Source organism: Nonomuraea sp. NPDC050540, from assembly GCF_044457485.1.
GTDB lineage: Bacteria > Actinomycetota > Actinomycetes > Streptosporangiales > Streptosporangiaceae > Nonomuraea.
This window is the reverse complement of record NZ_JBITHA010000006.1, coordinates 610,183-633,399: the sequence shown is the minus strand read 5'-3', so window position 1 is coordinate 633,399 and position 23,217 is coordinate 610,183. Positions and strand designations below refer to the sequence as shown.

The 23,217-nt window shown below is 71.7% G+C and carries 22 protein-coding genes and 1 pseudogene; 10 read left to right on the top strand and 13 right to left on the bottom strand.

What is annotated here, in order from left to right; genetic code table 11:
* Positions 1-23 precede the first annotated feature (23 nt).
* Entirely contained in the window at positions 24-1,004 is a 981-nt protein-coding gene (whiA, locus tag ACIBI5_RS24125; protein WP_379617619.1) for a DNA-binding protein WhiA, read from the top strand.
* Between the two features lie 322 nt (positions 1,005-1,326).
* On the opposite strand, the gene ACIBI5_RS24120 is transcribed toward whiA, so the two are convergent.
* A complete protein-coding gene (locus ACIBI5_RS24120; protein ID WP_397250236.1) occupies positions 1,327-1,986 on the bottom strand; it encodes a hypothetical protein in 660 nt (219 codons plus the stop codon).
* Positions 1,986-2,930 carry a hypothetical protein gene (locus tag ACIBI5_RS24115; RefSeq protein ID WP_397250234.1) on the bottom strand — a complete coding sequence of 315 codons (945 nt, stop codon included), beginning with the start codon at positions 2,928-2,930 and terminating at the stop codon, positions 1,986-1,988. Before ACIBI5_RS24115 ends, ACIBI5_RS24120 begins: the two co-directional genes overlap by 1 nt.
* Positions 2,931-3,116: 186 nt before the next feature.
* Here ACIBI5_RS24115 and gap point away from each other — a divergent pair, with 186 nt between their 5' ends.
* From gap to ACIBI5_RS24090, 5 genes are all read left to right on the top strand, one after another.
* The gene (gene gap / locus ACIBI5_RS24110; protein ID WP_379617625.1) at positions 3,117-4,121 is read left to right on the top strand and encodes a type I glyceraldehyde-3-phosphate dehydrogenase; all 1,005 of its coding nucleotides are present in this window, start codon (positions 3,117-3,119) and stop codon (positions 4,119-4,121) included.
* Positions 4,118-5,290: a phosphoglycerate kinase gene (locus ACIBI5_RS24105; RefSeq protein ID WP_397250232.1), complete on the top strand. Its 1,173-nt coding sequence runs from the start codon at positions 4,118-4,120 to the stop codon at positions 5,288-5,290. The genes gap and ACIBI5_RS24105 overlap by 4 nt, the downstream gene beginning before the upstream one ends.
* Positions 5,287-6,063, top strand: coding sequence for a triose-phosphate isomerase (gene tpiA / locus ACIBI5_RS24100; protein WP_397250230.1), 777 nt, complete (start codon positions 5,287-5,289; stop codon positions 6,061-6,063). Before ACIBI5_RS24105 ends, tpiA begins: the two co-directional genes overlap by 4 nt.
* A gap of 99 nt (positions 6,064-6,162) precedes the next feature.
* Positions 6,163-6,393 carry a preprotein translocase subunit SecG gene (secG, locus tag ACIBI5_RS24095; protein WP_184974103.1) on the top strand — a complete coding sequence of 77 codons (231 nt, stop codon included), beginning with the start codon at positions 6,163-6,165 and terminating at the stop codon, positions 6,391-6,393.
* Between the two features lie 70 nt (positions 6,394-6,463).
* Positions 6,464-6,808, top strand: coding sequence for an RNA polymerase-binding protein RbpA (locus ACIBI5_RS24090; RefSeq protein ID WP_184974105.1), 345 nt, complete (start codon positions 6,464-6,466; stop codon positions 6,806-6,808).
* Positions 6,809-6,978: 170 nt separating this feature from the next.
* Here the strand turns inward: ACIBI5_RS24090 and ACIBI5_RS24085 are convergent, their stop codons facing one another.
* Both ACIBI5_RS24085 and ACIBI5_RS24080 read right to left on the bottom strand, forming a co-directional pair.
* Positions 6,979-8,583, bottom strand: a complete 1,605-nt coding sequence (locus ACIBI5_RS24085; RefSeq protein ID WP_397250228.1) for an amidohydrolase — start codon at positions 8,581-8,583, stop codon at positions 6,979-6,981.
* 16 nt (positions 8,584-8,599) lie between these two features.
* Positions 8,600-9,991: an NAD(P)/FAD-dependent oxidoreductase gene (locus tag ACIBI5_RS24080; RefSeq protein ID WP_397250226.1), complete on the bottom strand. Its 1,392-nt coding sequence runs from the start codon at positions 9,989-9,991 to the stop codon at positions 8,600-8,602.
* A gap of 96 nt (positions 9,992-10,087) precedes the next feature.
* Here ACIBI5_RS24080 and ACIBI5_RS24075 point away from each other — a divergent pair, with 96 nt between their 5' ends.
* Entirely contained in the window at positions 10,088-11,122 is a 1,035-nt protein-coding gene (locus tag ACIBI5_RS24075) for a GNAT family N-acetyltransferase (protein ID WP_397250224.1), read from the top strand.
* A gap of 248 nt (positions 11,123-11,370) precedes the next feature.
* Here ACIBI5_RS24075 and ACIBI5_RS24070 read toward each other — a convergent pair.
* Positions 11,371-11,767 (bottom strand): annotated as a pseudogene (locus ACIBI5_RS24070) (Clp protease N-terminal domain-containing protein); the annotation flags it as partial.
* 87 nt (positions 11,768-11,854) lie between these two features.
* Here ACIBI5_RS24070 and ACIBI5_RS24065 point away from each other — a divergent pair.
* On the top strand, positions 11,855-12,625 hold the full coding sequence (locus tag ACIBI5_RS24065; protein WP_397250222.1) for a hypothetical protein: 771 nt from the start codon (positions 11,855-11,857) through the stop codon (positions 12,623-12,625).
* On the opposite strand, the gene ACIBI5_RS24060 is transcribed toward ACIBI5_RS24065, so the two are convergent.
* Together ACIBI5_RS24060 and ACIBI5_RS24055 are read right to left on the bottom strand one after the other, a co-directional pair.
* A complete protein-coding gene (locus ACIBI5_RS24060; protein WP_397250220.1) occupies positions 12,622-13,212 on the bottom strand; it encodes a dihydrofolate reductase family protein in 591 nt (196 codons plus the stop codon). The genes ACIBI5_RS24065 and ACIBI5_RS24060 overlap by 4 nt on opposite strands.
* Positions 13,213-13,286: 74 nt before the next feature.
* Complete coding sequence (locus ACIBI5_RS24055; RefSeq protein ID WP_397250218.1) at positions 13,287-14,036, bottom strand: class I SAM-dependent methyltransferase; 750 nt, start codon at positions 14,034-14,036, stop codon at positions 13,287-13,289.
* Between the two features lie 123 nt (positions 14,037-14,159).
* Between ACIBI5_RS24055 and add the strand changes: the two genes are divergently transcribed.
* Positions 14,160-15,173: an adenosine deaminase gene (gene add, locus ACIBI5_RS24050; protein ID WP_397250216.1), complete on the top strand. Its 1,014-nt coding sequence runs from the start codon at positions 14,160-14,162 to the stop codon at positions 15,171-15,173.
* A gap of 180 nt (positions 15,174-15,353) precedes the next feature.
* Here add and ACIBI5_RS24045 read toward each other — a convergent pair whose 3' ends face one another.
* Positions 15,354-16,541 carry a S8 family serine peptidase gene (locus ACIBI5_RS24045; protein ID WP_397250214.1) on the bottom strand — a complete coding sequence of 396 codons (1,188 nt, stop codon included), beginning with the start codon at positions 16,539-16,541 and terminating at the stop codon, positions 15,354-15,356.
* 198 nt (positions 16,542-16,739) lie between these two features.
* Between ACIBI5_RS24045 and ACIBI5_RS24040 the strand changes: the two genes are divergently transcribed.
* Positions 16,740-17,276 carry a hypothetical protein gene (locus tag ACIBI5_RS24040; RefSeq protein WP_397250212.1) on the top strand — a complete coding sequence of 179 codons (537 nt, stop codon included), beginning with the start codon at positions 16,740-16,742 and terminating at the stop codon, positions 17,274-17,276.
* Here ACIBI5_RS24040 and pgl read toward each other — a convergent pair.
* The 5 genes from pgl to tal are packed head-to-tail and all read right to left on the bottom strand — an operon-like array spanning position 17,217 to position 23,217.
* Positions 17,217-17,990, bottom strand: coding sequence for a 6-phosphogluconolactonase (gene pgl / locus ACIBI5_RS24035; RefSeq protein WP_397250210.1), 774 nt, complete (start codon positions 17,988-17,990; stop codon positions 17,217-17,219). The genes ACIBI5_RS24040 and pgl overlap by 60 nt on opposite strands.
* A gap of 8 nt (positions 17,991-17,998) precedes the next feature.
* Positions 17,999-18,910, bottom strand: a complete 912-nt coding sequence (gene opcA, locus ACIBI5_RS24030; protein WP_397250208.1) for a glucose-6-phosphate dehydrogenase assembly protein OpcA — start codon at positions 18,908-18,910, stop codon at positions 17,999-18,001.
* Positions 18,907-20,508, bottom strand: coding sequence for a glucose-6-phosphate dehydrogenase (zwf, locus tag ACIBI5_RS24025; protein ID WP_397250206.1), 1,602 nt, complete (start codon positions 20,506-20,508; stop codon positions 18,907-18,909). Before zwf ends, opcA begins: the two co-directional genes overlap by 4 nt.
* A gap of 1 nt (position 20,509) precedes the next feature.
* On the bottom strand, positions 20,510-22,120 hold the full coding sequence (locus ACIBI5_RS24020; protein WP_397250204.1) for a glucose-6-phosphate isomerase: 1,611 nt from the start codon (positions 22,118-22,120) through the stop codon (positions 20,510-20,512).
* The gene (gene tal / locus ACIBI5_RS24015) at positions 22,120-23,217 is read right to left on the bottom strand and encodes a transaldolase (RefSeq protein WP_397250202.1); all 1,098 of its coding nucleotides are present in this window, start codon (positions 23,215-23,217) and stop codon (positions 22,120-22,122) included. Before tal ends, ACIBI5_RS24020 begins: the two co-directional genes overlap by 1 nt.

The window sequence follows — 23,217 nt, the reverse complement described above, 5'->3', positions numbered from 1 at the left end:
TGAATGGGGGAGGACTAACGCTTATGGCGATGACAGGTGTGGTCAAGGACGAACTGAGCCGACTACCGGTGCTGAAGCCGTGCTGCCGCAAGGCGGAGGTCTCGACGCTGCTGCGGTTCGCCAGCGGCCTGCACCTGGTGGGAGGGCGGATCGTGATCGAGGCCGAACTCGACACGAATGCCACCGCCCGTCGGCTGATCAAGGACATCGGCGAGGTGTTCGGGCACAAGGCGGAAGTGCTGGTGCTCGCGCCGGCCGGATTGCGCAAGGGCTCGCGCTACGTCGTGCGCGTCTACCGCGACGGCGAGGCGCTGGCCCGCCAGACCGGGCTGATCGACAACCACGGCCGGCCGGTGCGCGGCCTGCCGCGTCAGGTGGTGGCGGGGGCCGCCTGCGACGCGGAGGCGGCCTGGCGCGGGGCGTTTCTGGCGCACGGGTCGCTGACCGAGCCGGGGCGCTCGATGTCCCTGGAGGTCACCTGCCCGGGGCCGGAGGCGGCGCTGGCCCTGGTCGGCTCGGCGCGTCGGCTCAAGATCCACGCGAAGGCCCGCGAGGTGCGCGGCGTCGACCGCGTCGTGGTCCGTGACGGCGACGCGATCAGCGCGCTGCTGACCCGCCTCGGGGCGCACGACAGCGTGCTGGCCTGGGAGGAACGCCGCATGCGCCGCGAGGTGCGGGCGACCGCCAACCGGCTGGCCAACTTCGACGACGCCAACCTGCGCCGCTCGGCCCGCGCGGCGGTGGCGGCGGGAGCGCGGGTGCAGCGGGCCCTGGAGATACTGGGCGACGACGCGCCCGACCACCTGGTGATCGCCGGGCGGCTGCGGGTGGAGCACAAGCAGGCCTCCCTCGAAGAACTCGGGCAGATCGCCGACCCGCCGCTGACCAAGGACGCGATCGCGGGCCGCATCCGCCGCCTGCTGGCCATGGCCGACAAACGCGCCTCCGACCTGGGCATCCCCAGCACCGAGGCCAACCTCACCTCGGACATGCTCGCCCCCTGATCCGCGTCTGTTCGGCTTCTCTCCGCCGTCCCTTCGTTGCAGTTTCTCTGTGTGTCTGTTGCTGTTTCGGCCCTTGCATCCGTTACGGCTCCCGCCCCACCACCGCGCACGGTCCGACGTGCGCGGGCCTCTGTCCTGGCCGGTCGTGAGGGCCCACGGGGTCGCTCGCCGTGACGAGCGCCCTGTGGGCCGGGCTCCGTGGCCGCCTTGCCAGGTGACGACACAAGCGCCCCAATGCTGCGGGGCCACACGAAGGCGCTGGCCCGCCGCCATGGCATCGGCCACCTTGGCACGCGTGGAGACTGCCGATGGCCCGGTGGGGTTATGGCCGGCGGTCCTGGTGGGATGAGGCGAAGGGGGTGCCGGCGGGGCGGGGTGGCTGGACGGGGTCGAAGGCGCCGCGCTTCTCGGGTGGCTGGACCGGCTCGAACGCCCCGCGCTGCTCCGGCGGCTGGACGGCGTCGAGTGAGCCGCCGTGGTCCGGGGCGCCGGGGGTGTCCGGGGTGGTGGCTGGGGTGGTTCCGCGTGTCCGGCGGACCTTGAAGGTGACCAGGGCGAAGGCGAGCAGGGCCGGGATCGTGGTGAGCGTCCAGTAGGGCCAGGAGCGCTGGATGGGCTCGATGTAGGCCGTGGCCGCCTGCCGGAAGCCGCCGAGGACGGTGTCCAGGGTGATCAGGTGCTCGGCGGCCGGAGTGGCGGAGCGCGTGTAGGCCGCGGGTGCGGCGCCGATGATCAGGCCCAGGGTCATGGCGGCGCCCGCGTACAGGAGGGCCAGGAACGGGACCAGGAGGCTGCGCGGGCGGCCGATGCGCAGGGTGAGGCCCACCACGAGGCCGGGCAGCAGGGCCTGGGCGGTGCTCCAGGGCAGGCCGTCCGCGGTCTGGGTGATGACCGCGGGCAGGCGGTCGCCGAAGAGCCTGGCGCAGGCGAGGGCGGTGGCGCTGACGGCCATGGCGAGGAAGCCGAAGATCAGGGCACGCATCAGGACTCTCCCGGCTCGCGAGGCGGGGCGAACATGTCAGGGACGGGACGGCGCGCGGGGGGCTGAAGCGGCTCGAACGCTCCACGCTCCTCGGCGTTGCTCCGCTCCTCCGAGGCTTCCCTGGGGCTCTTCTCGACCCCGTGCTCCTTCTCGGCCCCGCGGGCCTCCGCGGCATCCCTTTCGCTCGCGGGCCGGCGGAACGCCTCGTGGTCCACCGTGGCTCCTCCGGCGGCCTGCCCGGCGGCCGCGGGGTCCTGGGCGGGCTGCGCGGACCGGGGGTCCTGTGCGGGTGAAGCGGGGGAACCGGAACGCGCCGGCGGACCGGGCCGGGTGGGCTGTGCGGACGTAGCGGAGCGGGTGAACGAATCGAACTGTTCCGCGGTCGCGGGCTGGTCTGGCGCGGGTGCGGCGGGGCCTTCGGGTGCGGGGGAGGCGGGTGATGGGGCGGCGAGGGCGGCGGCCTGCGCCCGGTCCCGGCGGCGGAGGCGCAGGACGCGGATCAGGGTGAGGAGGAAGGCCGGAGTCGCGGCGATCGCCACGCCCGTCCAGAAGATCGGGGAGGTGCGGAGGAGCTCGGGCAGTTCCGAGACGATGCGCAGGGCGTGGTCGTCCAGCGACGGCCACGGGAAGCCCGCCCTGACGTAGTTCCCGAGTTCGGAGCCCATCGAGCCGATCGTGCGGGCGCCGAAGGCGAACAGGGCGGCCAGCACCGGCACCAGCAGGCTGCGCGGGCGGGTCAGCCACAGGGCCACCCAGATGATCACGGCGATGACGAGGCCGAGAACGGTGTGGGCCAGGAGGCGCTGGTCGCCTGTGAACCACCTCACGTTGTACGGCAGCTGCGTGAAGCCGTAGGAGCCCGCGCTGTACGCGACTCCGGCGACCAGCATGGCGACGAACCCGGCGAATAGCCCTCGTACCAGGCCGGATCGTGGTTGTGACATCTCAGCCCCCAGAGAATGCCGCGAATTTACTCCGACGAGTCGGGCACTTTACTTCAATGCCGCAAATTGCGCTCCCTGATCTGTCATACGCAGGGCGGGGGTTGCAGTGGTCTAAACCAATTTAGGTCCGATAGGGTTCGTGATTGAGGTTTCAGCCCGCCATCACGTTCGAGGAGATCGGTTCCCGTGAGCATCCGCGTAGGCGTCAACGGCTTCGGCCGCATCGGTCGTAACTTCTGGCGCGCGGTCGCCGCCAGCGGCAAGGACATCGAGATCGTGGCCGTCAACGACCTGACGGACAACGCGACGCTCGCCCACCTGCTGAAGTACGACAGCATCCTGGGCCGCCTGCCGTACGAGGTGAAGGCCACTGCCGACGAGATCGTCGTCGACGGGAAGACCATCAAGGCCTTCGCCGAGCGCGACCCGGCCAAGCTGCCCTGGGGCGATCTGGGCGTGGACGTCGTGGTCGAGTCGACCGGCTTCTTCACCGACGCCAACAAGGCCAAGGTGCACGCCGAGAACGGCGCGAAGAAGGTCATCATCTCCGCCCCGGCGAAGAACGAGGACGTGACCGTCGTCATGGGTGTCAACCACGACACCTACGACCCGGCCAGCCACACGGTCATCTCCAACGCCTCCTGCACGACCAACTGCCTGGCCCCGCTGGCGAAGGTGCTCAACGACTCCTTCGGCATCGAGAAGGGCCTGATGACCACCATCCACGCCTACACGCAGGACCAGAACCTGCAGGACGGCCCGCACGGCGACCTGCGCCGCGCCCGCGCCGCCGCGCTGAACGTGGTGCCCACCTCGACCGGCGCCGCCAAGGCGATCGGCCTGGTGCTGCCCGAGCTGAAGGGCAAGCTCGACGGCTTCGCGATGCGCGTGCCGATCCCCACGGGCTCGGCCACCGACCTCACCGTCGAGGTCCGCCGCGACGTCACCGTCGACGAGGTCAAGGCCGCCTACAAGGCCGCCGCCGAGGGCCCGCTCAAGGGCTACCTGACCTACACCGAGGACGAGATCGTCTCCAGCGACATCGTCACCGACCCGGCCTCCTGCATCTTCGACGCCGGGCTCACCAAGGTGATCGGCAACCAGGTCAAGGTCATCGGCTGGTACGACAACGAGTGGGGCTACTCCAACCGCCTGGCCGACCTCATCGAGCTGGTGGGCAAGGACCTGTGACCTTCGCAGACACCGACGTCAGGGGCCGGCGCGTGCTGGTGCGCGCCGACCTCAACGTGCCGCTGGACGGCGAGACGATCACCGACGACGGGCGCATCCGCGCCTCGGTGCCGACGATCAGGGCCCTGGCCGAGCAGGGCGCCAAGGTCGTCGTCTGCGCCCACCTGGGCCGCCCCAAGGGCGAGCACAACCAGAAGTACTCGCTGAAGCCCGTCGCCGCCCGCCTGGGCGAGCTGCTGGGCCGCGAGGTCGCCTTCTCCGGGAAGGTCGTGGACGGCGAGCTCGTCGACGGCCTCAAGGACGGCGAGGTGGCGCTGCTGGAGAACCTGCGGTTCGAGCCGGGCGAGGAGTCCAAGGACGACGACGCCCGCGGCGCCTTCGCGCGGGAGCTGGCGGGCCTGGCCGACCTCTACGTCGGCGACGGGTTCGGCGCCGTGCACCGCAAGCACGCCAGCGTCTACGACGTGCCGCGGCTGCTGCCCCACGTCATGGGCGGGCTGGTGGCGGCCGAGGTCGAGGTGCTGAAGCGGCTCACCGAGAACCCCGAGCGCCCCTACGTCGTGATCCTGGGCGGCGCCAAGGTCTCCGACAAGCTCGGCGTCATCGCCAACCTGCTCACCAAGGTCGACCGGCTGCTGATCGGCGGCGGCATGGCGTACACCTTCCTGAAGGCCCAGGGCTACGAGGTCGGCCAGTCGCTCCTGCAGGAGGACCAGCTCGACCAGGTGCGCGGCTTCCTCTCCGAGGCGATCAAGCGCGGCGTGGAGCTGGTGCTCCCGGTGGACGTCCTGGCGGCCACGCACTTCGCCGAGGACGCGCCGTACGAGGTCGTGGCGGCCACCGAGATCCCGGCCGACCGCCAGGGGCTCGACATCGGCCCGAAGACCCGCGAGCTGTTCGCGACCAAGCTCGCCGACGCGCGCACCGTCTTCTGGAACGGCCCGATGGGCGTCTTCGAGTTCGAGGACTACGCCGGGGGAACACGGGCGGTCGCCGAGGCGTTGATCCGCTCGCAGGCCTTCACGGTCGTGGGCGGCGGCGACTCCGCCGCGGCCGTACGCAGGTTGGGCCTGCCCGAGGACGGCTTCTCCCACATCTCGACCGGTGGTGGCGCTAGCCTCGAGTACCTCGAAGGAAAGACCCTTCCCGGGCTGGAGGCCCTTCAGTGAGAAAGCCGCTCATCGCCGGCAACTGGAAGATGAACCTCAACCACCTCGAGGCCATCGCTCTGGTGCAGAAGCTCGCCTTCTCCCTGAACGACAAGGACTTCGACAAGGTAGAGGTGGCGGTGCTGCCGCCGTTCACCGACATGCGCAGCGTGCAGACGCTCGTCGACGGCGACAAGCTGCGCATCGTGTACGGCGCGCAGGACATCAGCCAGTACGACGGCGGCGCCTACACCGGCGAGGTGTCCGGCGCCATGCTCGCCAAGCTGGGCTGTACGTTCGTCACCGTCGGCCACTCCGAGCGGCGCGAGTACCACAACGAGGACGACGAGCTGGTCAACGCCAAGGTACTGGCCGCCTACCGGCACTCGATCACGCCGATCCTGTGCGTGGGCGAGGGCCTGCCGGTACGGCAGGCGGGCGGCCAGGTGGCGTATTCCGTGTCACAACTCGATGCCGCTCTGCGCAAAGTCACGCCGGAGCAGGCAAAATCGATAGTGGTGGCCTACGAACCGGTCTGGGCGATCGGCACCGGCGAGGTGGCCACCCCACAGGACGCGCAGGAGGTCTGCGGGGCGCTGCGAAAGCGACTCGCTGAGCTCTACGACGCCGAAGTGGCCGCCGCGGTCCGTATCCTGTACGGAGGATCGGTGAAGTCAGGCAACATCGCCGGGATCATGGCTCAGCCCGACGTCGACGGCGCGCTCGTGGGCGGCGCCAGCATCGACGCCGGGGAGTACGTCAAGATCTGCCGATTCGGCGAATTGTCCGGCTAACTGGGTCGTTCAGGGGGTGCGACTTGACACCAGGTCGTACCCTCTAGAAGCAAGTTTGAATCGTCACGCGTAACAGTGGATTGAAGGAACAGGCATACCGTGGAAATCGGAATCTCCATCGCCCTCATCCTGGCGAGCCTTCTCATGATCCTGCTCGTCCTGCTCCACAAGGGTAAGGGTGGCGGTCTGTCTGACATGTTCGGCGGCGGTTTCTCGTCGAACTTCGGCGGCTCGTCCGTGGTGGAGCGCAACCTCGACCGGCTGACCGTCATCACCGGCGTGGTCTGGTTCGTCTGCATCATCGCGCTCGGCCTGCTGCTCAAGCCCTGAGCTTCCCGGCGACGCGTGACAGTGATTCTCCCCCCGCCGCTCGCGGGGCGATCGAGCAAGGAGTTCATCCGTGGGTAGTGGCAACGCGATCCGTGGCAGCCGTGTCGGCGCCGGCCCGATGGGGGAGGCCGAGCGCGGCGAGGCAGCTCCCAGAGTGCGGGTCTCGTTCTGGTGCGCCAACATGCATGAGACGCGACCCAGCTTCGCCAGTGACGCGGCCGTCCCCGAGCACTGGGACTGCCCGCGCTGTGGCCTCCCGGCCGGTCAGGACGAGGCGGCCCCGCCCGCTCCTCCGAAGAACGAGCCGTACAAGACGCACCTGGCCTATGTGAAGGAGCGCCGGAGCGACAAGGACGGCAAGGCGATTCTGGAGGAGGCGCTCGAGCGCCTGCGCAACAACAAGTCGCCCTGGTAGACGCTGACCCGGTTCGACGGAAGCCCCCGCGCCCTCGCGGGGGCTTCCGCATGTTCCCGGCGTGCGCGCTCCGGGGTGGTGGACGCGCAGCCCGATCCTTCACAGCATCGGTGTCCGCGACGACGACACGAGGGGAACCTTCGGTGAAGGCGCGGACAACGCTCCCGTGCTCAGCCGGCGTAGACCTGCTCGCCGTCCACGAACGTACGGCGCACGCGAGTCGTCCAGATCTCGCTGTCGGGCAGCGTGAACGGGTCGCGGTCGAGCACAACCAGGTCGGCGGGACGGCCCTGCTCGATGACGCCCGCCGGGGAGCGGTTGATCCACGCCGATCCGGCCGTGTACGCGGTGAGCGCCTCGGCCAGGCCGATCCGCTGGCCGGGCAGGAACGGCGTGCGCGCGGTCGGATAGTTCGCGTGCACAGAGCCGCCGGGCTCGGTCCTGTTGACCGCCACGTGCAGGCCCTGCAGCGGGTCGGCGCTGGAGACCGGCCAGTCGCTGCCCGCGCAGAAGCGGGTGCCGTGGCCGAGCAGGTCGGCGAAGGGGTACTGCCACGACGAGCGTGGCTCGCCGAGGAAGGGCAGCGTCAGCTCGTCCATCTGGGCGTGGTGGGTGGCCCACAGCGGCTGCAGGTTGGCGGTGACGCCGAGCGCGGCGAAGCGCGGCACGTCCGACGGCTCGATGATCTGCAGGTGGGCGATGTGGTGGCGGTTGGCCGGGTCGGTGCCCTCGAAGCTGTCCAGCGCCTCGCGCACCGCCCGCTCGCCGATGGCGTGGAAGTGCACCTGGAAGCCGAGCCGGTCCAGTTCGCGCACGTACTCCTTGAGCTTGCCCGGGTCCACGTAGGAAAGGCCGGTGCCGCCGCACTGGCAGTACGGCTCCAGCGTCGCGGCGGTGAAGTTCTCCGTGATGCCGTCCTGCATGATCTTCACCGAGGTGGCGCGGAAGCGCTCCAGTCCCTCGGCGGAGGCGCGGCGCTCCACCAGGCCGGGGATCTGCTCGGCGCCGCGGGTGCGGTCCCACCACAGCGCGCCCACCACCCGGGCCTTCAGCCGTCCTGAGCGGGCCGCCGACAGGTAGGTCGGCAACTGGTCGTCGGAGCCGGCGTAGGAGCCGACGATCGCGTCCTGCCAGCCGGTGATGCCCAGCGAGAACAGGTGCGCCTGCGCGTCCACGAGCGCGTCGTCGGCGTCCTGGGCGGTGGCGCGCGGGGTCAGCAGGCCGACGAGGTCCATGGCGCCCTCGTGCAGGACGCCGCTCGGGGTGCCGTCGGGGTCGCGCTCGATCCGGCCGTCTGCGGGGTCGGGGGTGTCCTTGGTGATCCCGGCCCGTTCCAGGGCGCGGGTGTTGACCCAGGCGGCGTGGTGGTCGCGCTGGATCAGGTAGGCGGGGCGGTCGAGGAAGTCGAGCTGCGCGCGGTGAGGCAGGCCGCCGGGGAAGGCCGACATGTCCCAGCCGCCGCCGTCGATCCACTCCTTGCCCGGATGGCCGGCGGCGTAGCGGCTGATCTCCTCGATGTAGGCGTCGAGGCCGTAGACCTCGCTCAGGTCGCACTTGGCGCGCTCCAGCCCGGCCTGGACCGGGTGGATGTGCGCGTCGGTGAAGCCGGGCACCAGCAGGCCGCCGTCCAGGTCCACGCTCTCGTGGCGGGGGGCCTGCCGTACCAGGTCGGCCTCGTCGCCCACGGCGGCGATCACGCCGTCGCGCACGAGTACGGCCTCGGCGAAGCCGCCGAGCGCGGTGAACACGCGCCCGCCGCGGAAGAGGGTCGTCATCGGGGAGTGTTCTCCTTCAGTGGCCGGTGATGAGGTCGGCGAGGCGGGCCAGGGCCGAGGTGCGGGTCATGGAGCGCTCGCGCTGGTCGGCCATACGGTACAGGCGGTACATGGAGTGCACGCCCGCCCAGCGCAGTGGCTCCGGCTCCCAGGCGCGCACCTTCCTGCCCACCCACGGCAGCGCGGTCAGCTCGGTGTCCTCGCCGAGGATCAGGTCGCGCAGGGTACGGCCGGCCAGGTTCGTCGTCGTGACCCCGTGGCCGGTGTAGCCGCCCGCCCAGCCCAGTCCGGTGTCACGGTCCAGGTGGACGGTCGAGCACCAGTCGCGCGGCACGCCCAGCACGCCGGACCAGGCGTGGGCGATCTTCGAGGAGGCGGCGGCGGGGAAGAAGTCGATCAGTATCTGCCAGAGCGCCTCGACGGTCCAGTCGTGGGTGTTGCCGCGGGCGTCGACGCGGGAGCCGTACAGGTAGGGGCGGCCGCGGCCGCCGAAGGCGATGCGGTCGTCCTCGGTGCGCTGGGCGTAGATGTAGTAGTGGGCGAGGTCGCCCAGGAGTTCGGCGCCCTGCCAGCCGACCGTGTCCCAGAACGCCGCGGGCAGCGGCTCGGTGACGATCATGGAGCTGTTCATCGGGAGCCACTGGCGGCGCAGGCCCTTGAGCTGGGAGGTGAAGCCCTCGGTGGCGCGGATCACGTGCCGGGCCTCCGCGGTGCCGTACGGCGTGACGGCCCGATGCGGCAGGATGCGCGTGACCGGGGTGCGCTCGAAGACGCGCACGCCGAGGTCGCGCACCACGCGCGCCAGGCCGCGCACGAGCTTGGCGGGCTGGATGCGGGCGCAGTGCGGCGTCCAGACCGCGCCCACCGCGCCGGCCACGCGCAGGTGGTCGGCGGGGTCCACCACGCGCAGGTCCTCCTCGCGCAGGCCCGTCGCGCGCGCGTCCGCGACGAGCTCGCGCAGCCGTCCGGCCTGGGCGCCGGTGCGGGCCACGGTGAGTTCGCCGCCCTTGACGATGCCGGCGTCCACGTCCTCCTTGGCGCAGACCGCGATCACCTCGTCGATCGTGGCGTACATCTCCCGCTGCAGCGCCCGCGCGCCGTCCTCGCCGTGGGTCTTGGCATAGCGCCCGTGGGAGCCGGCCAGCGCGCCGGTCAGCCAGCCGCCGTTGCGCCCGGAGGCGCCGAACCCGGCGAACTCCTGCTCCAGCACCACCACGTCGAGCGAGGGACGGGCCTTCTTGAGGTAGTACGCGGTCCACAACCCCGTGAAGCCGGCGCCGACGATGACCACGTCCGCCCGGAGGTCGCCGTTCAGGCGCGGTCCGGGCTCCGGTACGCCGGAGGAGCGATACCAGAAAGACACCTCGCCATTGACGAAGTCCTCAGCTAGTGGCACACGCGCGTTCATAGCACCCCATCTTCCAGCATTCGGGATGTAACACGCTGCATCGAAAAGGGGTGTGAGCGAAACAGAGTGTTAGCTTGTCCGAAACAGCCTCCCCGCATGCTGGAAGACATGGCATTCCTGCGCATCCGCACCACGGTCGACGAACGTCCCGGACGTCTCGCCTCGCTGGCCGCCGCCCTGGCCGGCCGGGGCGGCAACATCCTCGGCCTGAGCGTGCAGACCGACGCCGACGGGACCGTCGACGAGTTCGTCGCCGAGATCTCCGCCACACCCGAGACCGTCCGCACCGCCCTGGAGGCGGCCGGCGGACGCCGGGTCCAGGTGGTGCCCGCCACCGCCCACGAGCTGACCGACGAGCCCACCAGGGCGCTCCTGCTGGCCTCCCGGCTGCGCTCGATGCCGTGGCGCCTGCCGGAGCTGCTGGCCGAGCTGCTGCGCGCGGACGACGGCCGATGGACCTATGGTGAAGCGGTGAGCGATCTTCCCGACCCGACGCGGCTGGTGGTGCCGGTCGCCGCCCGGCGCGCCGTACGGCTGCGCCGCGCGGACCTGCCCTTCACGCTGACCGAGGCGGCGCGGGCGGCCTCCTTCGTGCGGCTGGCGCAGCCCGCCCCCGACCACTCCACCGCCGAGCAGGGCGTCCGGCTGGCCGACGGCGCCCAGGTCACGGTCAAGCCGCTCACCGGCATCTACCGCGAGGCCGTCCGCGACCTGCACGACCGGTGCTCGCCCGAGGCGCGCAGGTTCCGCTACTTCACCTCGATGCCGGCGCTGCCGCCGCGCATGTTCGAGCGCCTCTGCGACCGCACCCGCGGCCACTCCCTCGTGGCCGGGCACGACGGCCAGGTCGTGGCCATGGCGAACCTGATGTTCACGCCGGATCCCGGCATCGCCGAGATGGCCTTCCTGGTCGAGGACCGCTGGCAGGGGCGCGGTCTGGGCGCGGCGCTGGCCAGGATGCTGGTGACCGAGGCGCGCGACCAGGGCTACGCCGAGGTGCGGGCCACGATGCTCTCCGACAACGTCAGGATGCGCCGCCTGCTCGTCTCCCTGGGCGCGACGCTGGGCTACACCGACGACCCCGGCGTGGTCGAGTCGCGCCTTCCGGTCGGCGCCCTGACCTCGGCCTGACGTCCCCGCCGCGGAAAGGCCTCAGCCTGATGCGGCTTCGCCCCCGTCGTCCTCTCCGCCGGGCTCGCGGCCCTCGGCGGGCGGGTCGTCCGGACGGGCGATGCCCAGGTGCCGCTCGATCCGCCGCAGGCTCGCCTCGATGCGCGTCAGCCGTTCCTCCAGATGGGTCGCCCGCGGCCCGATCAGCGGATCGGCCAGGCTCTCCGGGTTGCGGCCGCGGGTCTTCTCCACGACCTTCGCTCGCAGGGCGCTCAGGTTCGCGCCCTGCTTGACCAGGACCTGCGCGGCCACCCCCTCGCCCTCCCTGATCAGGCCGAGCAGGATGTGCTCCGTGCCGATGTAGTTGTGGTGCAGCTGCAACGCCTCGCGCAGCGACAGCTCCAGCACCTTCTTGGCCCGCGGCGTGAACGGGATGTGCCCCGACGGCGACGCCTGGCCGTGCCCGATGATCTGCTCCACCTCCACGCGGACCTCGGGCAGCGCGATGCCGTTCTCCCGCAGCACCATGGCGGCGATTCCCTCGCCCTCATGGATCAGCCCGAGCAGGAGATGCTCGGTGCCGATGTAGTTGTGATTGAGCATCCTGGCCTCTTCCTGGGCCAGAACGACCACGCGGCGGGCACGGTCGGTGAAACGCTCGAACACGGGGGCCTCCCGGCTAAGAGGGCTGACTCCACTATGCGCTACAAACCCCCCGATGTGGGGTAATTGACAGGTGTGGATCTTGACGAGGTGGCGGACCGCCTGTATGGCCTCCCGCCTGCCGACTTCACCGCCGCACGCACCGCCGAGGCCGCCGCGGCGAAGGAGTCCGGGCAGGTACGGCTGGCGCGCGAGATCGCCGCGCTGCGCAAGCCCACGGTCTCGGCCGGAGCGGTCAACCGCGCCCGCAGGGAACATCCCGACCTGCTGGCCGAGCTCCTGTCGGTGGGGGAGGACCTGCGCGCCGCCTGGGCCGAGGGCGACGCCGACGCGCTCGCCGAACTGACCAGGCGCCGCGGCGAGGTGACCGGCAAGCTCGCCCGGCTCCTGCGCCAGAGCGGCCTGTCCGGCGCGGCGGCCACGGAGGCCGACCAGACCCTCGACGCGGCCGTGGTGGACGAGGAGGCGGCGGGCCTCGTACGGCTCGGCCGCCTGGTGAAGCCACTCAGCTACAGCGGTTTCGGCGGACCCTCCGGGCTGCCGTCGGCCGGGCCGGGGCTGGGCCGTACCTCCGCCCGGCCCCGCCGCGCCACCCGCTCACCGGAGGAGGTGGAGCGGGAGCGGCGCGAGGCCGGGGAACGGCGGGCCAGGGAACTGGCCCAGGCCGAGTCCGACTACCAGGAGTGGCGGGACACGCTGGCGCTGGCCGTTCAGGAGCTGGACGAGCGCTCGGAGAAGGTAACCAGGCTGGAGAAGAAGCTGGCCAAGGCCCGCAAGAAGCAGAACGAGAGCCACCAGCGCGTCGAGGTCGCCCGCCGGGAGGAGCGCCTGGCCCGCCAGCGCCTGGAGAAGGCGCACTAGAGCGGGCTGACGACGCGGTAGCGCGCGACGATCGCGCCGCCGTCGAACACCCGCGTGTCGGCGAGCTCCAGGCCGAGGCCGGCGGTCAGGCCGTCGAACATCCTCGGTCCCGAGCTCAGGACGGCGGGGGTGACGGCGAACAGGTACTCGTCGATCAGCCCGGGGGCGGCGGCGAGCGGCGCGAGCGTGTCCGGGCCGCAGGACAGGATGACGTCCCCGCCGTCCTCGCGCTTCAGCGCCGTGAGCTCGGCGACGAGGTCGCCGCCGACGACCAGGCGTTCGGGCGTGGAGCGCAGGGTCCGGGAGAAGACGACCTTGGCCATGGCCCGCTGCCGCCGGGCGAAGCCGTGGTCGGCGGCGGTGAGGGGGCCGTCGCCGGGGTTCTCGCCGCGCGCGACCCGGTCCCACCAGGGCACGATCGTCTCGTACGCCGTCCTGCCCAGCGCCCAGGTGTCGGCACGGGCGAACTGCCCGGTGATGTACGCGGTCTCCTCCTCGCCCCACGGGAACGGCTCCCAGAACTCACCGGCGGCGTTGGCGATGCGGTTGTCCAGGGTGGTCTGCATGTGGAACACGATCTTGCGCACCTGAAGCGCCTCCTTGCGTTCGGCTCACGTGTAGGGCAGACCCTTCCGGACGCGCGAAGTCATCGCCGCCCCGGTTAGCGGGTGGCGTGGGCCAGGTGGGCGCAGACCGGGAAGCCCTGCTCGGCGTAGGGGGCGGCCAGGGCGAAGTAGGCCTGGCGGACGCGCTCCACGGTGGCCGCGTCCTGTTCGAGGATGAACGCGAAGCGCGGCCCGGCGGCGCCGGTGACGTCGTCCCACCAGGTGGCGAGGTCGACGCGGTGGCGCCAGCGCATGGTGTCGACCGCGCCGCCGGAGAAGCCGGTCTTCCCGAGCAGCGCGGTGAAGGCCGCGGGGCTGGTGTACCGGTCGAAGTCGCGCGGCGGGTCCGGGTCCCGGGGGAGTCCGGCGGAGGCGGCGGCGTCGGCCAGCAGGGTGGTGGCGGGCATCTCGTCGCGCTTCCACCAGCTCAGGGCGAGGGTGCCGCCGGGGCGCAGGACGCGGTGGAGTTCGGCGAGGGTGGCCGGGGTGCCGGGGGCGTGCTGGATGACGAAGTTGCCCGCCACCGCGTCGAAGCCGCCCTCGGGGAAGGGGAGCTCGGGCAGGGTGGCCAGCCGGACGGCGGCGTGGGGGTGGGCGCGGGCGGTGTACTCCAGCATGTCCAGGTCGGAGTCCACGGCGGTGACGTCGGCGCCCAGCGCCAGGGCCGCCGCGGTCACCACGCCGGTGCCGCAGCCGAGGTCCAGAAGTCGTGGGGCGCGGCTCTTGCGGACGAGGTTGAGCAGCGGGTCCACGGTGTGGGCGGTGAGGCTCGCGAAGCCGCGGGCGTACACCTGGGGGTTGGTCACGGTCGGCAGCCTAGCGGGGGAGATGCCGGGGGCGCGTCTTGTAACCCTAAAGCTCACATTCTTGTGTGAAATTTCGCTGTAAAGCCTGTCGTTGCCCGTTTGGGGCGACTTATGGTCGTCCGCATGACGATCGACGCCTTCATCGACGCCCTGCCCAAGGTGGAACTCCACGTCCATCTGGTCGGCTCCGCCTCGGTTTCCACGGTGCTGGAACTGTCGCGGCGCCACCCCGGCAGCGGCGTGCCCACCAGCGAGGAGGAACTCCGCGCCTTCTACACCTTCACCGACTTCCCCCACTTCGCCCGTGTCTACCAGGCGGTCAACGCCCTGGTCCGCGACCCGGAGGACGTCGCCACCCTGGTGCTGGGCCTGGCCCGCGACCTGTCCGCCCAGAACGCCCGCTACGCAGAACTCCAGGTGACCCCGTACGCCCACGCGATCACGGGCATGCCGATGCGCGAGGTGACAGAGGCCCTGAACCTCGCCGCCACCGCCTCCCGCGAGGACCACGGCGTCGAGATGGCCTACATCTTCGACATCCCCGGCGAGTGCGGCGAAGAGGCCGCCCGGATCACGCTCGACCACGCGCTCAACGAACCTCCCGCCGCATTGGTAGGTTTCGGCCTGGGCGGGATCGAACAGAAGCGTCCGCCCTTCCGCGACACGTTCCGCGACGCCTTCGCCGCGGCCCGCGCCGCCGGCCTGCACAGTGTCCCGCACGGCGGCGAGATGTCCGGCCCGGAGACGATCTGGGAGGTCATCGAGGGCCTGGGCGCCGAGCGCGTCGGCCACGGCATCAACTGCCTGGGCGACGAGCGCCTGGTCGCCCACCTGCGCGAGACGCAGCTCCCGCTGGACGTCTGCCCGACCTCGAACGTCTGCACCGGCCAGGTCGCCCGCATCGAGGACCACCCGCTGCCGCGCCTGCTGGAGGAGGGCCTGTACGTCACGCTGAACAGCGACGACCCGCCCATGTTCGCGACCACGCTGTCCCAGGAGTACCGAGTGGCCCACACCTTGGGCCTGGGGGCTGACCAACTCGCCCAGCTGGCCCGCAACGGCGTGAACGCCTCCTACCTGCCCAAGGAAGCCAAGCACACCCTCCTGGCCGAAATCGACGCAGTGCCGACCCCCTGAACGCGGCCACCGGGCACCCCCTGCCACGGCGCGGGCCCACGGGGCGCTCGTCACGGCGAGCGGCCCCGTGGGCCCTCACGACCGGCCAGGACGGGGGCCCGCGCACGTCGGCGCGTGCGGGTCAGCCCGGCTTGCCGTAACCCATAAGGGCGGTGAAACCCGAACCGAAACCCGCAGGCGTCACAGGCCCGGGGTGTAGAGGAGGCGGTTGGGGGAGCCGGAGCCGGGGCTGCGGACGACGCCGGTGGTGGAGTTGGCGACGATGGCGTCGCGGACCTGCTGCGGGGTCGCGGTCGGATGGCCCTGCAGGTACGCGGCGGCGGCCCCCGCGACATGCGGCGCCGACATCGAGGTGCCGCTGATCGTGTTGGTGGCGCTGTCGGAGGTGTTCCAGGCCGAGGTGATGTTGTAGCCGGGCGCGAACAGGTCCACGCACGGGCCGCGGTTGCCCCACGACGGCTTGGTGTCGGAGATGTTCGTGATCGACACCGTGATCGCCTCGGGCACCCTGGCCGGCGACTGCGTGCAGGCGTCCAGCGCGAACAGCCCGAACAGCCCGTTGCCCGCCGCGATCGCGTAGCCGACGCCGGAGGCGATCGAGCCCTTCACCGCGTCGTCCAGCGCGGTGTTCGCGGAGCCGCCGAGGCTCATGTTCGCGACGGCGGGCTTGACGGCGTTGGCGGTGACCCAGTCGATGCCGGCCACGACCTGGGCCGTGGTGCCGGAGCCCTGGCAGTTCAGGACGCGCACGCCGACCAGCGTCACGAGCTTGGCCACGCCGTGGGCGGTGCCGCCGGTGGTCCCGGCGACGTGGGTGCCGTGGCCGTTGCAGTCGTTGCCGTTCTGGCCGTCGCCGATGGCGTCGTACCCGATCGAGGCGCGGCCGCCGAAGTCGCCGTGGCTCGGCCTGATGCCGGTGTCGATGATGTACGCCCGCACGCCCTGCCCGGTGGGCCCGTAGGTGTAGGAGCTGTTGAGCGGCAGGTTGCGCTGGTCGATCCGGTCCAGTCCCCAGGACGGCGGGTTGGGCTGGGTGTCGGAGGCGCGGTGGACGGCGTTCTGCTGCACGTAGGCGACGGCCGGGTCGGCGGCCAGGCGGCGCGCCTGCCGCTCGGTGGCGTTCACGGCGAAGCCGCGCAGCGCGTGCCGGTACTCGGCGAACGTCGTGCCCCCGTGCCGCGCGGTCAGGTCGCCGGCCCGTGCGCGTACCTCGCCGGAATCCTTGAGCACCACGATGTAGCTGCCGGGGATCGGTTCGGCCTCCGGGGTGAGGATGGCCGGGGCGGGGTCGGCGAGCGCGGGGGTGGTGCTCGCCAGGACGGTGGCGGCGGCCGCGGCCAGGGCGGCTGCCCAGCGGAATAACGCCATGGGGGTATCCCTTCGTGAGGATTCGCCCCCGAAGCTAAACGCGACTCTTGCTCATGACAAGGCCTAACATTTCTGGTCAGGCGGCGGGCGTACACCCAGGGGCCGATCCCGCCCGCCCGCGCGTACACGCGGCGCGGTACCCGCACGGACTCTCCGCGCCGGACGCGGCCAGAGCCGCGAACCCGGACCCTGGACGTCATGAGACTGGGAACGAGAACCCGCAAGGTCGTCCTGGTCGGCCACGTCGTCTCGGTGAGCGCGTGGATCGGCATCGACCTCGCGCTCGGCGTGCTCGTGCTGACCGCGATGCTCACGGACGACACCGCCACCGCCGCGACCGCCTTCCAGGCCGCGCACCTGATCGCCGTCTGGCCGATGCTCATCGCCAGCCTGCTCAGCCTGGCCACCGGTGTCACGCTGGGCCTGGGCGGCAGATACGGGCTGATCCGCTACTGGTGGGTGGCGGCCAAACTGACGATCAACCTGGCCATGACGACGCTGATCTACTTCTCCCTGCGCCCGGGGTTGTACGAGGCGGCCGAGCACGGACGGCGGCTGGCGGCGGGTGACACCGCCGCGCAGCCGCCGGACCAGCTGCTCTACCCGATCTTCGTGGCCCCGAGCCTGCTGCTGGTCGCCGTCGTGCTGTCGATCTTCAAGCCGTGGGGCCGCGTCTCACGGCGAGGCGATACGGCCAAGCCCCGCCGGTATCTTCGCCGCCGCGGCGCGATCTAGCAGGAACAACGTACGGCCGCGCCCGCGCGCGCCCGCCGCGGGCACCTGCACCGGGCCGGAGTCGGACAGCGCCAGCCGCACCGACCCGGCCTTCTCCGCTCCAGCCGCCACCACCCACACCTCGCGCGCGGCCTGGATCGTCGGCAGCGTCAGCGAGATCCGCGTCGGCGGCGGCTTGGGCGAGCCGTGCACCGCCACGACCGGCCGCGTGTCGTACAGCGCCGGCATTCCCGGGAACAGCGAGGCCACGTGGGCGTCGGGCCCCATGCCGAGCAGCATCACGTCGAAGCTCGGCGCCGGCCCGTGGTCCTCCGGCCGCGCCGCCGCACGCAGTTCCGCGGTGTAGGCGTCGGCCGACTCCTCGGCGGTCATCCCCGAGTCCGGCCCGCGCATGACGTGCACCCGGGCCGGGTCGAGGTCGACGTGGTCGAGCAGCGCCTTGCGGGCGCCGGTCTCGTTGCGCTCGGGGTCGCCCTCCGGCAGGAACCGCTCGTCGCCCCACCACACGTCCAGCCTCGGCCAGTCGACGGCGTCGCGGGCAGGGGTCGCGGCGATCGCGGCCAGCGTGGCGATGCCGACCGAGCCGCCGGTCAGCACGATCGAGGCCCACCCCTTCGCCGACTGCGCGTCGACCAGCCGCGTGATGATCCGGGCGGCCACGGCCTTGGCCAGCACGTCGGCGTCGCGATGGACGACCACAGAAGGAACACTCACCGGCATTCTCACCCCTTGTAGGACTTGGCCAGCCGCTTGACCGCCGCCTCGTAGATCTCATCGGAATCGAGGCGGCGCAGCTCCTCGGCCAGCAGTTCCGCCGTGGTCCTCCTGGCCAGCGCCACGTTGCGGTCGGGCTGGCCGGGCCGCGACAGCGTCGCCAGGCGGGCGTCGCTGCGGCTCACGGTCAGCTCGCCGTCGGCCAGCGACAGCCGTACCGAGGTCAGGCCGGGACCCGCCGAGTCCGCCACCTTGACCGGCGCGCCCAGGCGCTCGGTCAGCCACGCCGCCAGCAGCGGCGCGCTCGGGTGCCCGGCGGTGGCCTCCACGACGCCCTTCTTCAGCTTGCCCACCGGCTGGTCGAAGGCGGCGGCCAGCAGGCTGCGCCACGGCGTCAGCCGCGCCCACGACAGGTCGGTGTCGCCGGGCGCGTAGCCCTTGGCCAGGGTCGCCAGCTCCTTGATGCCGTCGTGCACGGCCTTGGCGTCGGTGATGCGGCGCTGGGCCAGCGCGCCGATCGGGTCCTTGGCCGGGACCCGCGGCGCCGCGCCGGGCCACCACGCCACCACCGGCGTGTCGGGCAGCAGCAGCGGGCTGACCACGGAGTCGGCGTGCTCGGTCAGCTCGCCGTACAGGCGGAGCACCACGACCTCGCCCGGCGTGGACTCGCCGATCCGCAGCTCGGCGTCGAGCCGGTTGGCCTCGTCGGCCTCCCGGCTGATCACCACGAGGATGCGCGAGGGATGCTCGCGGGCAGCCTCGGTGGCCGCGCGCAGGGAGTCGTACTGGTCGCGCTCGTCACAGATCACCACCAGCGTCAGCACCATCCCTATGGCGGGCGCGCCCATCTGGTGGCGCAGGTGCATGAGCTGCGCGGAGATCTTCCCCGCGGTCGTGTCCGTCAGCATGAAAGTGGTCACAGTCTTCTCCACACACGCCCGTCACGGGCCATCATCTCGTCGGCCGACGGCGGGCCCCACGAGCCGGCCGGATAGTCCTCCGGCTGGCCCTGCGTGGCCCAGAACTCCTCGATCGGGTCGAGGATCTTCCACGACAGCTCCACCTCGCGCTGGTGCGGGAACAGCGGCGGGTCGCCGATCATGACGTCCAGCAGCAGCCGCTCGTAGGCCTCGGGCGAGGACTCCATGAACGACTCGCCGTAGGCGAAGTCCATGGACACGTCGCGCACCTCCATCGCGGTGCCCGGCACCTTCGAGCCGAAGCGCACCGTGATGCCCTCGTCCGGCTGCACCCTGATGACCAGCGCGTTCTGGCCGAGGATCTCGGTGTCGTCCTTGCTGAACGGCAGGTGCGGGGCGCGCTGGAACACCACGGCCACCTCGGTCACCCGGCGCCCGAGCCGCTTGCCCGTGCGCAGGTAGAACGGGACGCCCGCCCAGCGGCGGTTGGCGATCTCCAGCTTGATGGCGGCGTAGGTCTCGGTCGTGGAGTCGGCCGGGATGCCCTCCTCCTCCAGGTAGCCGACGACCTTCTCGCCGCCCTGCCAGCCGGCCGCGTACTTGCCCCGGGCGGTGTTGTTCTTCAGGTCGGCCGGCAGGCGTACCGCCTTGAGGACCTTCTCCTTCTCCCGGCGCAGCGACGAGGCCTCGAAGGAGGTCGGGTCCTCCATCCCCACCAGCGCGAGCAGCTGCAGCAGGTGGTTCTGGATCACGTCGCGGGCCGCGCCGATGCCGTCGTAGTAGCCCGCCCGCCCGGCCAGGCCGATGTCCTCGGCCATGGTGATCTGCACGTGGTCGACGTAGGAGCGGTTCCAGATCGGCTCGTACAGGTTGTTGGCGAAGCGCAGCGCCATGATGTTCTGGACGGTCTCCTTGCCCAGGTAGTGGTCGATCCGGAAGATCGACGACTCCGGGAAGGCCTCGTTGGTGATCTCGTTGAGCTCGTGGGCGCTCTTCAGGTCGTGACCGAACGGCTTCTCGATCACCACCCGCCGCCACGAACCCTCCGGCGCGTCGGCCAGCCCCGTCCGCTTCAACTGCTTCACCACGGCGGGGAAGAACTTCGGCGGCACCGACAGGTAGAAGGCATAGTTGCCGCCCGTGCCCCGCGTCTGGTCGATCTCCTTCAACGCCATCGCCAGCGCGTCGAACGCGCCGTCGTCGGAGAACTCCCCGGGCACGAAGTGGATCCCCTCGGCCAGCTGCTTCCACACTTCCTCGCGGAACGGCGTCCTGGCGTTGGCCTTCACCGCGTCGTGCGTCAGCCGGGCGAAGTCCTGGTCCTTCCAATCACGGCGCGCGAAACCGACCAGCGAGAAGCCGGGCGGCAGCAGCCCCCGGTTGCCCAGGTCGTAGATCGCCGGCAACAACTTGCGCTTGGCCAGGTCGCCCGTCACGCCGAACAACACCATCACGCACGGTCCCGCCACCCTGGGCAGCCGCTTGTCGCGCGGGTCACGCAGCGGGTTGGCGGCCGCCACCTCAAGGGTGGTGGCGGTGCCCGCGACGGCCGCCGCCACGGTGACGGCCTCCTCTGCGGGCGCTGCCGGGTCTGTCATGTCAAGCCTCCTGTGCGGCTGCGAGCAAGTGCGCGACTCCGGTCACGCGGTCGGTCAGATGCAGGCGTACGGCAGGCCGCCCCCGGCCCGCCAGCGCCTGAAGGTCGCCCAGCGCCTGGGCCAGCTGCAGCCCGCCCAAGCTGTACGGCCGGCCGGGCACCCCGAGGTCGTCCTCCACCACGCCGGTGATCAGGACGAACACCCCGTTCCGTGGCCCGCCCTTGTGGTACTGCCCGGTGGAGTGCAGGTAGCGCGGCCCCCAGCCGAAGGTCACCGGCCGGTCGGTGCGCAGGGCGAGCAGCGCCCGCAACGTCGCCGCGTCGGCCGCCATCCAGGTGTCGGTCATCTCTTCGAAGTCGGCGCCGTCGGGCACCGGCGCGTCGAAGGCGGCCAGCCGGTCGAGGTGGGCGAGCACGGCCAGGTAGCCGTCGCCGGGCACGGCCGCCAGCAGTTCGGCCAGCAGCCCGGGAAGGTCACGGGCGGCGGTGGAGCCGTAGACCTCCACCGGGCCGTCGGTGAACGCGGGCAGCCGCTCCGCGGCCGGGTGCTCCAGCAGCGCCGCGGTGTTGCGCTTGGCCTCGGCCACGTCCGGCCGGCCGAAGGGATCGACCTCCAGCAGCCGCCCGGCCAGCGCCGTCGCGTACTCCCACACCAGGAACTGCGCCCCGAGCGGGCCGTCCACGCGCACGTCGCCGTTGTCGGAGCCGATCGCCACGACGAGCTCGTCGCCGGCCCCGCCGGGGTCGGCGGCGACGACGGGCAGGATGCCACGGCCGTCCTTGCCGAGCGACTCGGCGACGAGCTGCTCGATCCAGTCGGGCAGCCCGGTGATCTGCGACAGCCGGTCCTCCAGGATGAGCTTGTCGCGGCCGGCCAGCGCCGCGCCGCCGAGCACCGCGCCCAGGTCGAGACCGGGGTTGCCCTCGGAGCGCGCCAGCAGCGGCGTCACCTCGTCGGCGTCGTCGAGCAGCCGCCCGATCTCCGCGCCCGCCAGGGCGCTCGGCACCAGGCCGAACGCCGACAGCGCCGAGTAGCGGCCGCCCACGTCCGGCCTGGCCAGGATCATCTGGTACCCGGCGTCGATCGCGGCCTGCTCCAGCGGCGAGCCCGGGTCGGTCACCACCACGATCCGGTCGCCGGGGTCGATCCCGGCGGCGCGGAAGGCGGACTCGAACACGCGCAGGGCGGCGTCGGTCTCGACGGTCGTGCCGCTCTTGCTGGCCACCACGAGGACGGTCCGGTCCAGGTCGTCGGCCAGCGCGCGGCGTACCTGCCGGGGGTCGCTGGTGTCGAGCACGGTCAGCGGCACGTCGGCGGTGTTGCAAATCACCTCCGCGGCCAGCGAGGAGCCGCCCATCCCGGCCAGCACGACGTTGGTCAGGCCCTGCGCCCCCGCCCACTCGGCCAGCTTGCCGATCTCCGGCAGCAGCTCGCGAGAGGTCAGGGGCAGGTCGAGCCAGCCGAGGCGGGTCGCCGCCCCGGCCGCCGCCTCCTCACCCCAGAGCCCTGGGTCGCCGGCGGCCAGCCGTGGCGGCACACCGTCGTCGAGGAGACGTACCGCGGCGGAGGAGGCGGCCGCGGCCACCCCCTCGTCGCGGATCGTGACTTCCACTAACCGGCCAGCTTCTTCGCCACGCTGTCGAGCAGCTCGGTCCAGGAGGCCTCGAACTTGTCGACGCCCTCGTCCTCCAGGACCTTCACGACGTCGTCGTAGTCGACGCCGGCCTCCTTGAGCGCGGCCATCGTGTTCCAGGCCTGCTCGTAGAAGGGGCGGATGGTGTCGCCGGTGATGTTGCCGTGGTCGGCGGTCGAGTCGAGCGTCTTCTCCGGCATGGTGTTGACCGTGCCGGGCGCGACGAGGTCGTCGACGTACATCGTGTCGCGGTACTCGGGGTTCTTCACGCCGGTCGAGGCCCACAGCGGGCGCTGCGGGCGGGCGCCGGCGGCGCGCAGGCGCTGCCAGCGCTCGGAGTTCATGACCTCCTCGAAGGCCGCGTAGGCCAGGCGCGCGTTGGCCACGCCCGCCTTGCCCTTCAGCTCCGGCTTGCCGGCGGCGTCAAGGCGCTTGTCGATCTCGGTGTCGACGCGGCTGACGAAGAACGAGGCCACCGACTCGACGCCGGACAGCTTGAGCCCCTTGGCCTGCGCGGCCTCCAGGCCGGTCAGCCAGGCGTCCATCACCGCGCGGTAGCGCTCCAGCGAGAAGATCAGCGTGACGTTGACGCTGATGCCCTCGGAGATCGCCTGTGTGATCGCCGGAAGGCCCTCCAGGGTCGCCGGGATCTTGATGAACAGGTTGGGCCGGTCGACCATCCACCACAGCGCGCGGGCCTCGGCGACGGTCTTCTCCGTCTCACGGGCCAGGCGCGGGTCGACCTCCAGCGACACGCGGCCGTCCACGCCGCCGGTGGCGTCGTAGACGGGGCGCAGCACGTCGGCGGCCCAGCGGATGTCGTAGGAGGTGATCGCGCGCACGGCCTCGCCCACGTCGACGCCGCGTACCGCCAGGTCCTGGATCTGGCTGTCGTAGGCGTCGCCCTTGCCGAGGGCGCCCGCGAAGATGGTCGGGTTGGAGGTGACGCCGACCACGTTCTTCTCGCGGATCAGCTGCTCCAGGTTGCCGGTGCGCAGGCGCTCACGGCTGATGTCGTCGAGCCAGATGGACACACCCTGGCCGGACAGCTTGTTCAGGATCTCGCTGCTGCTCAT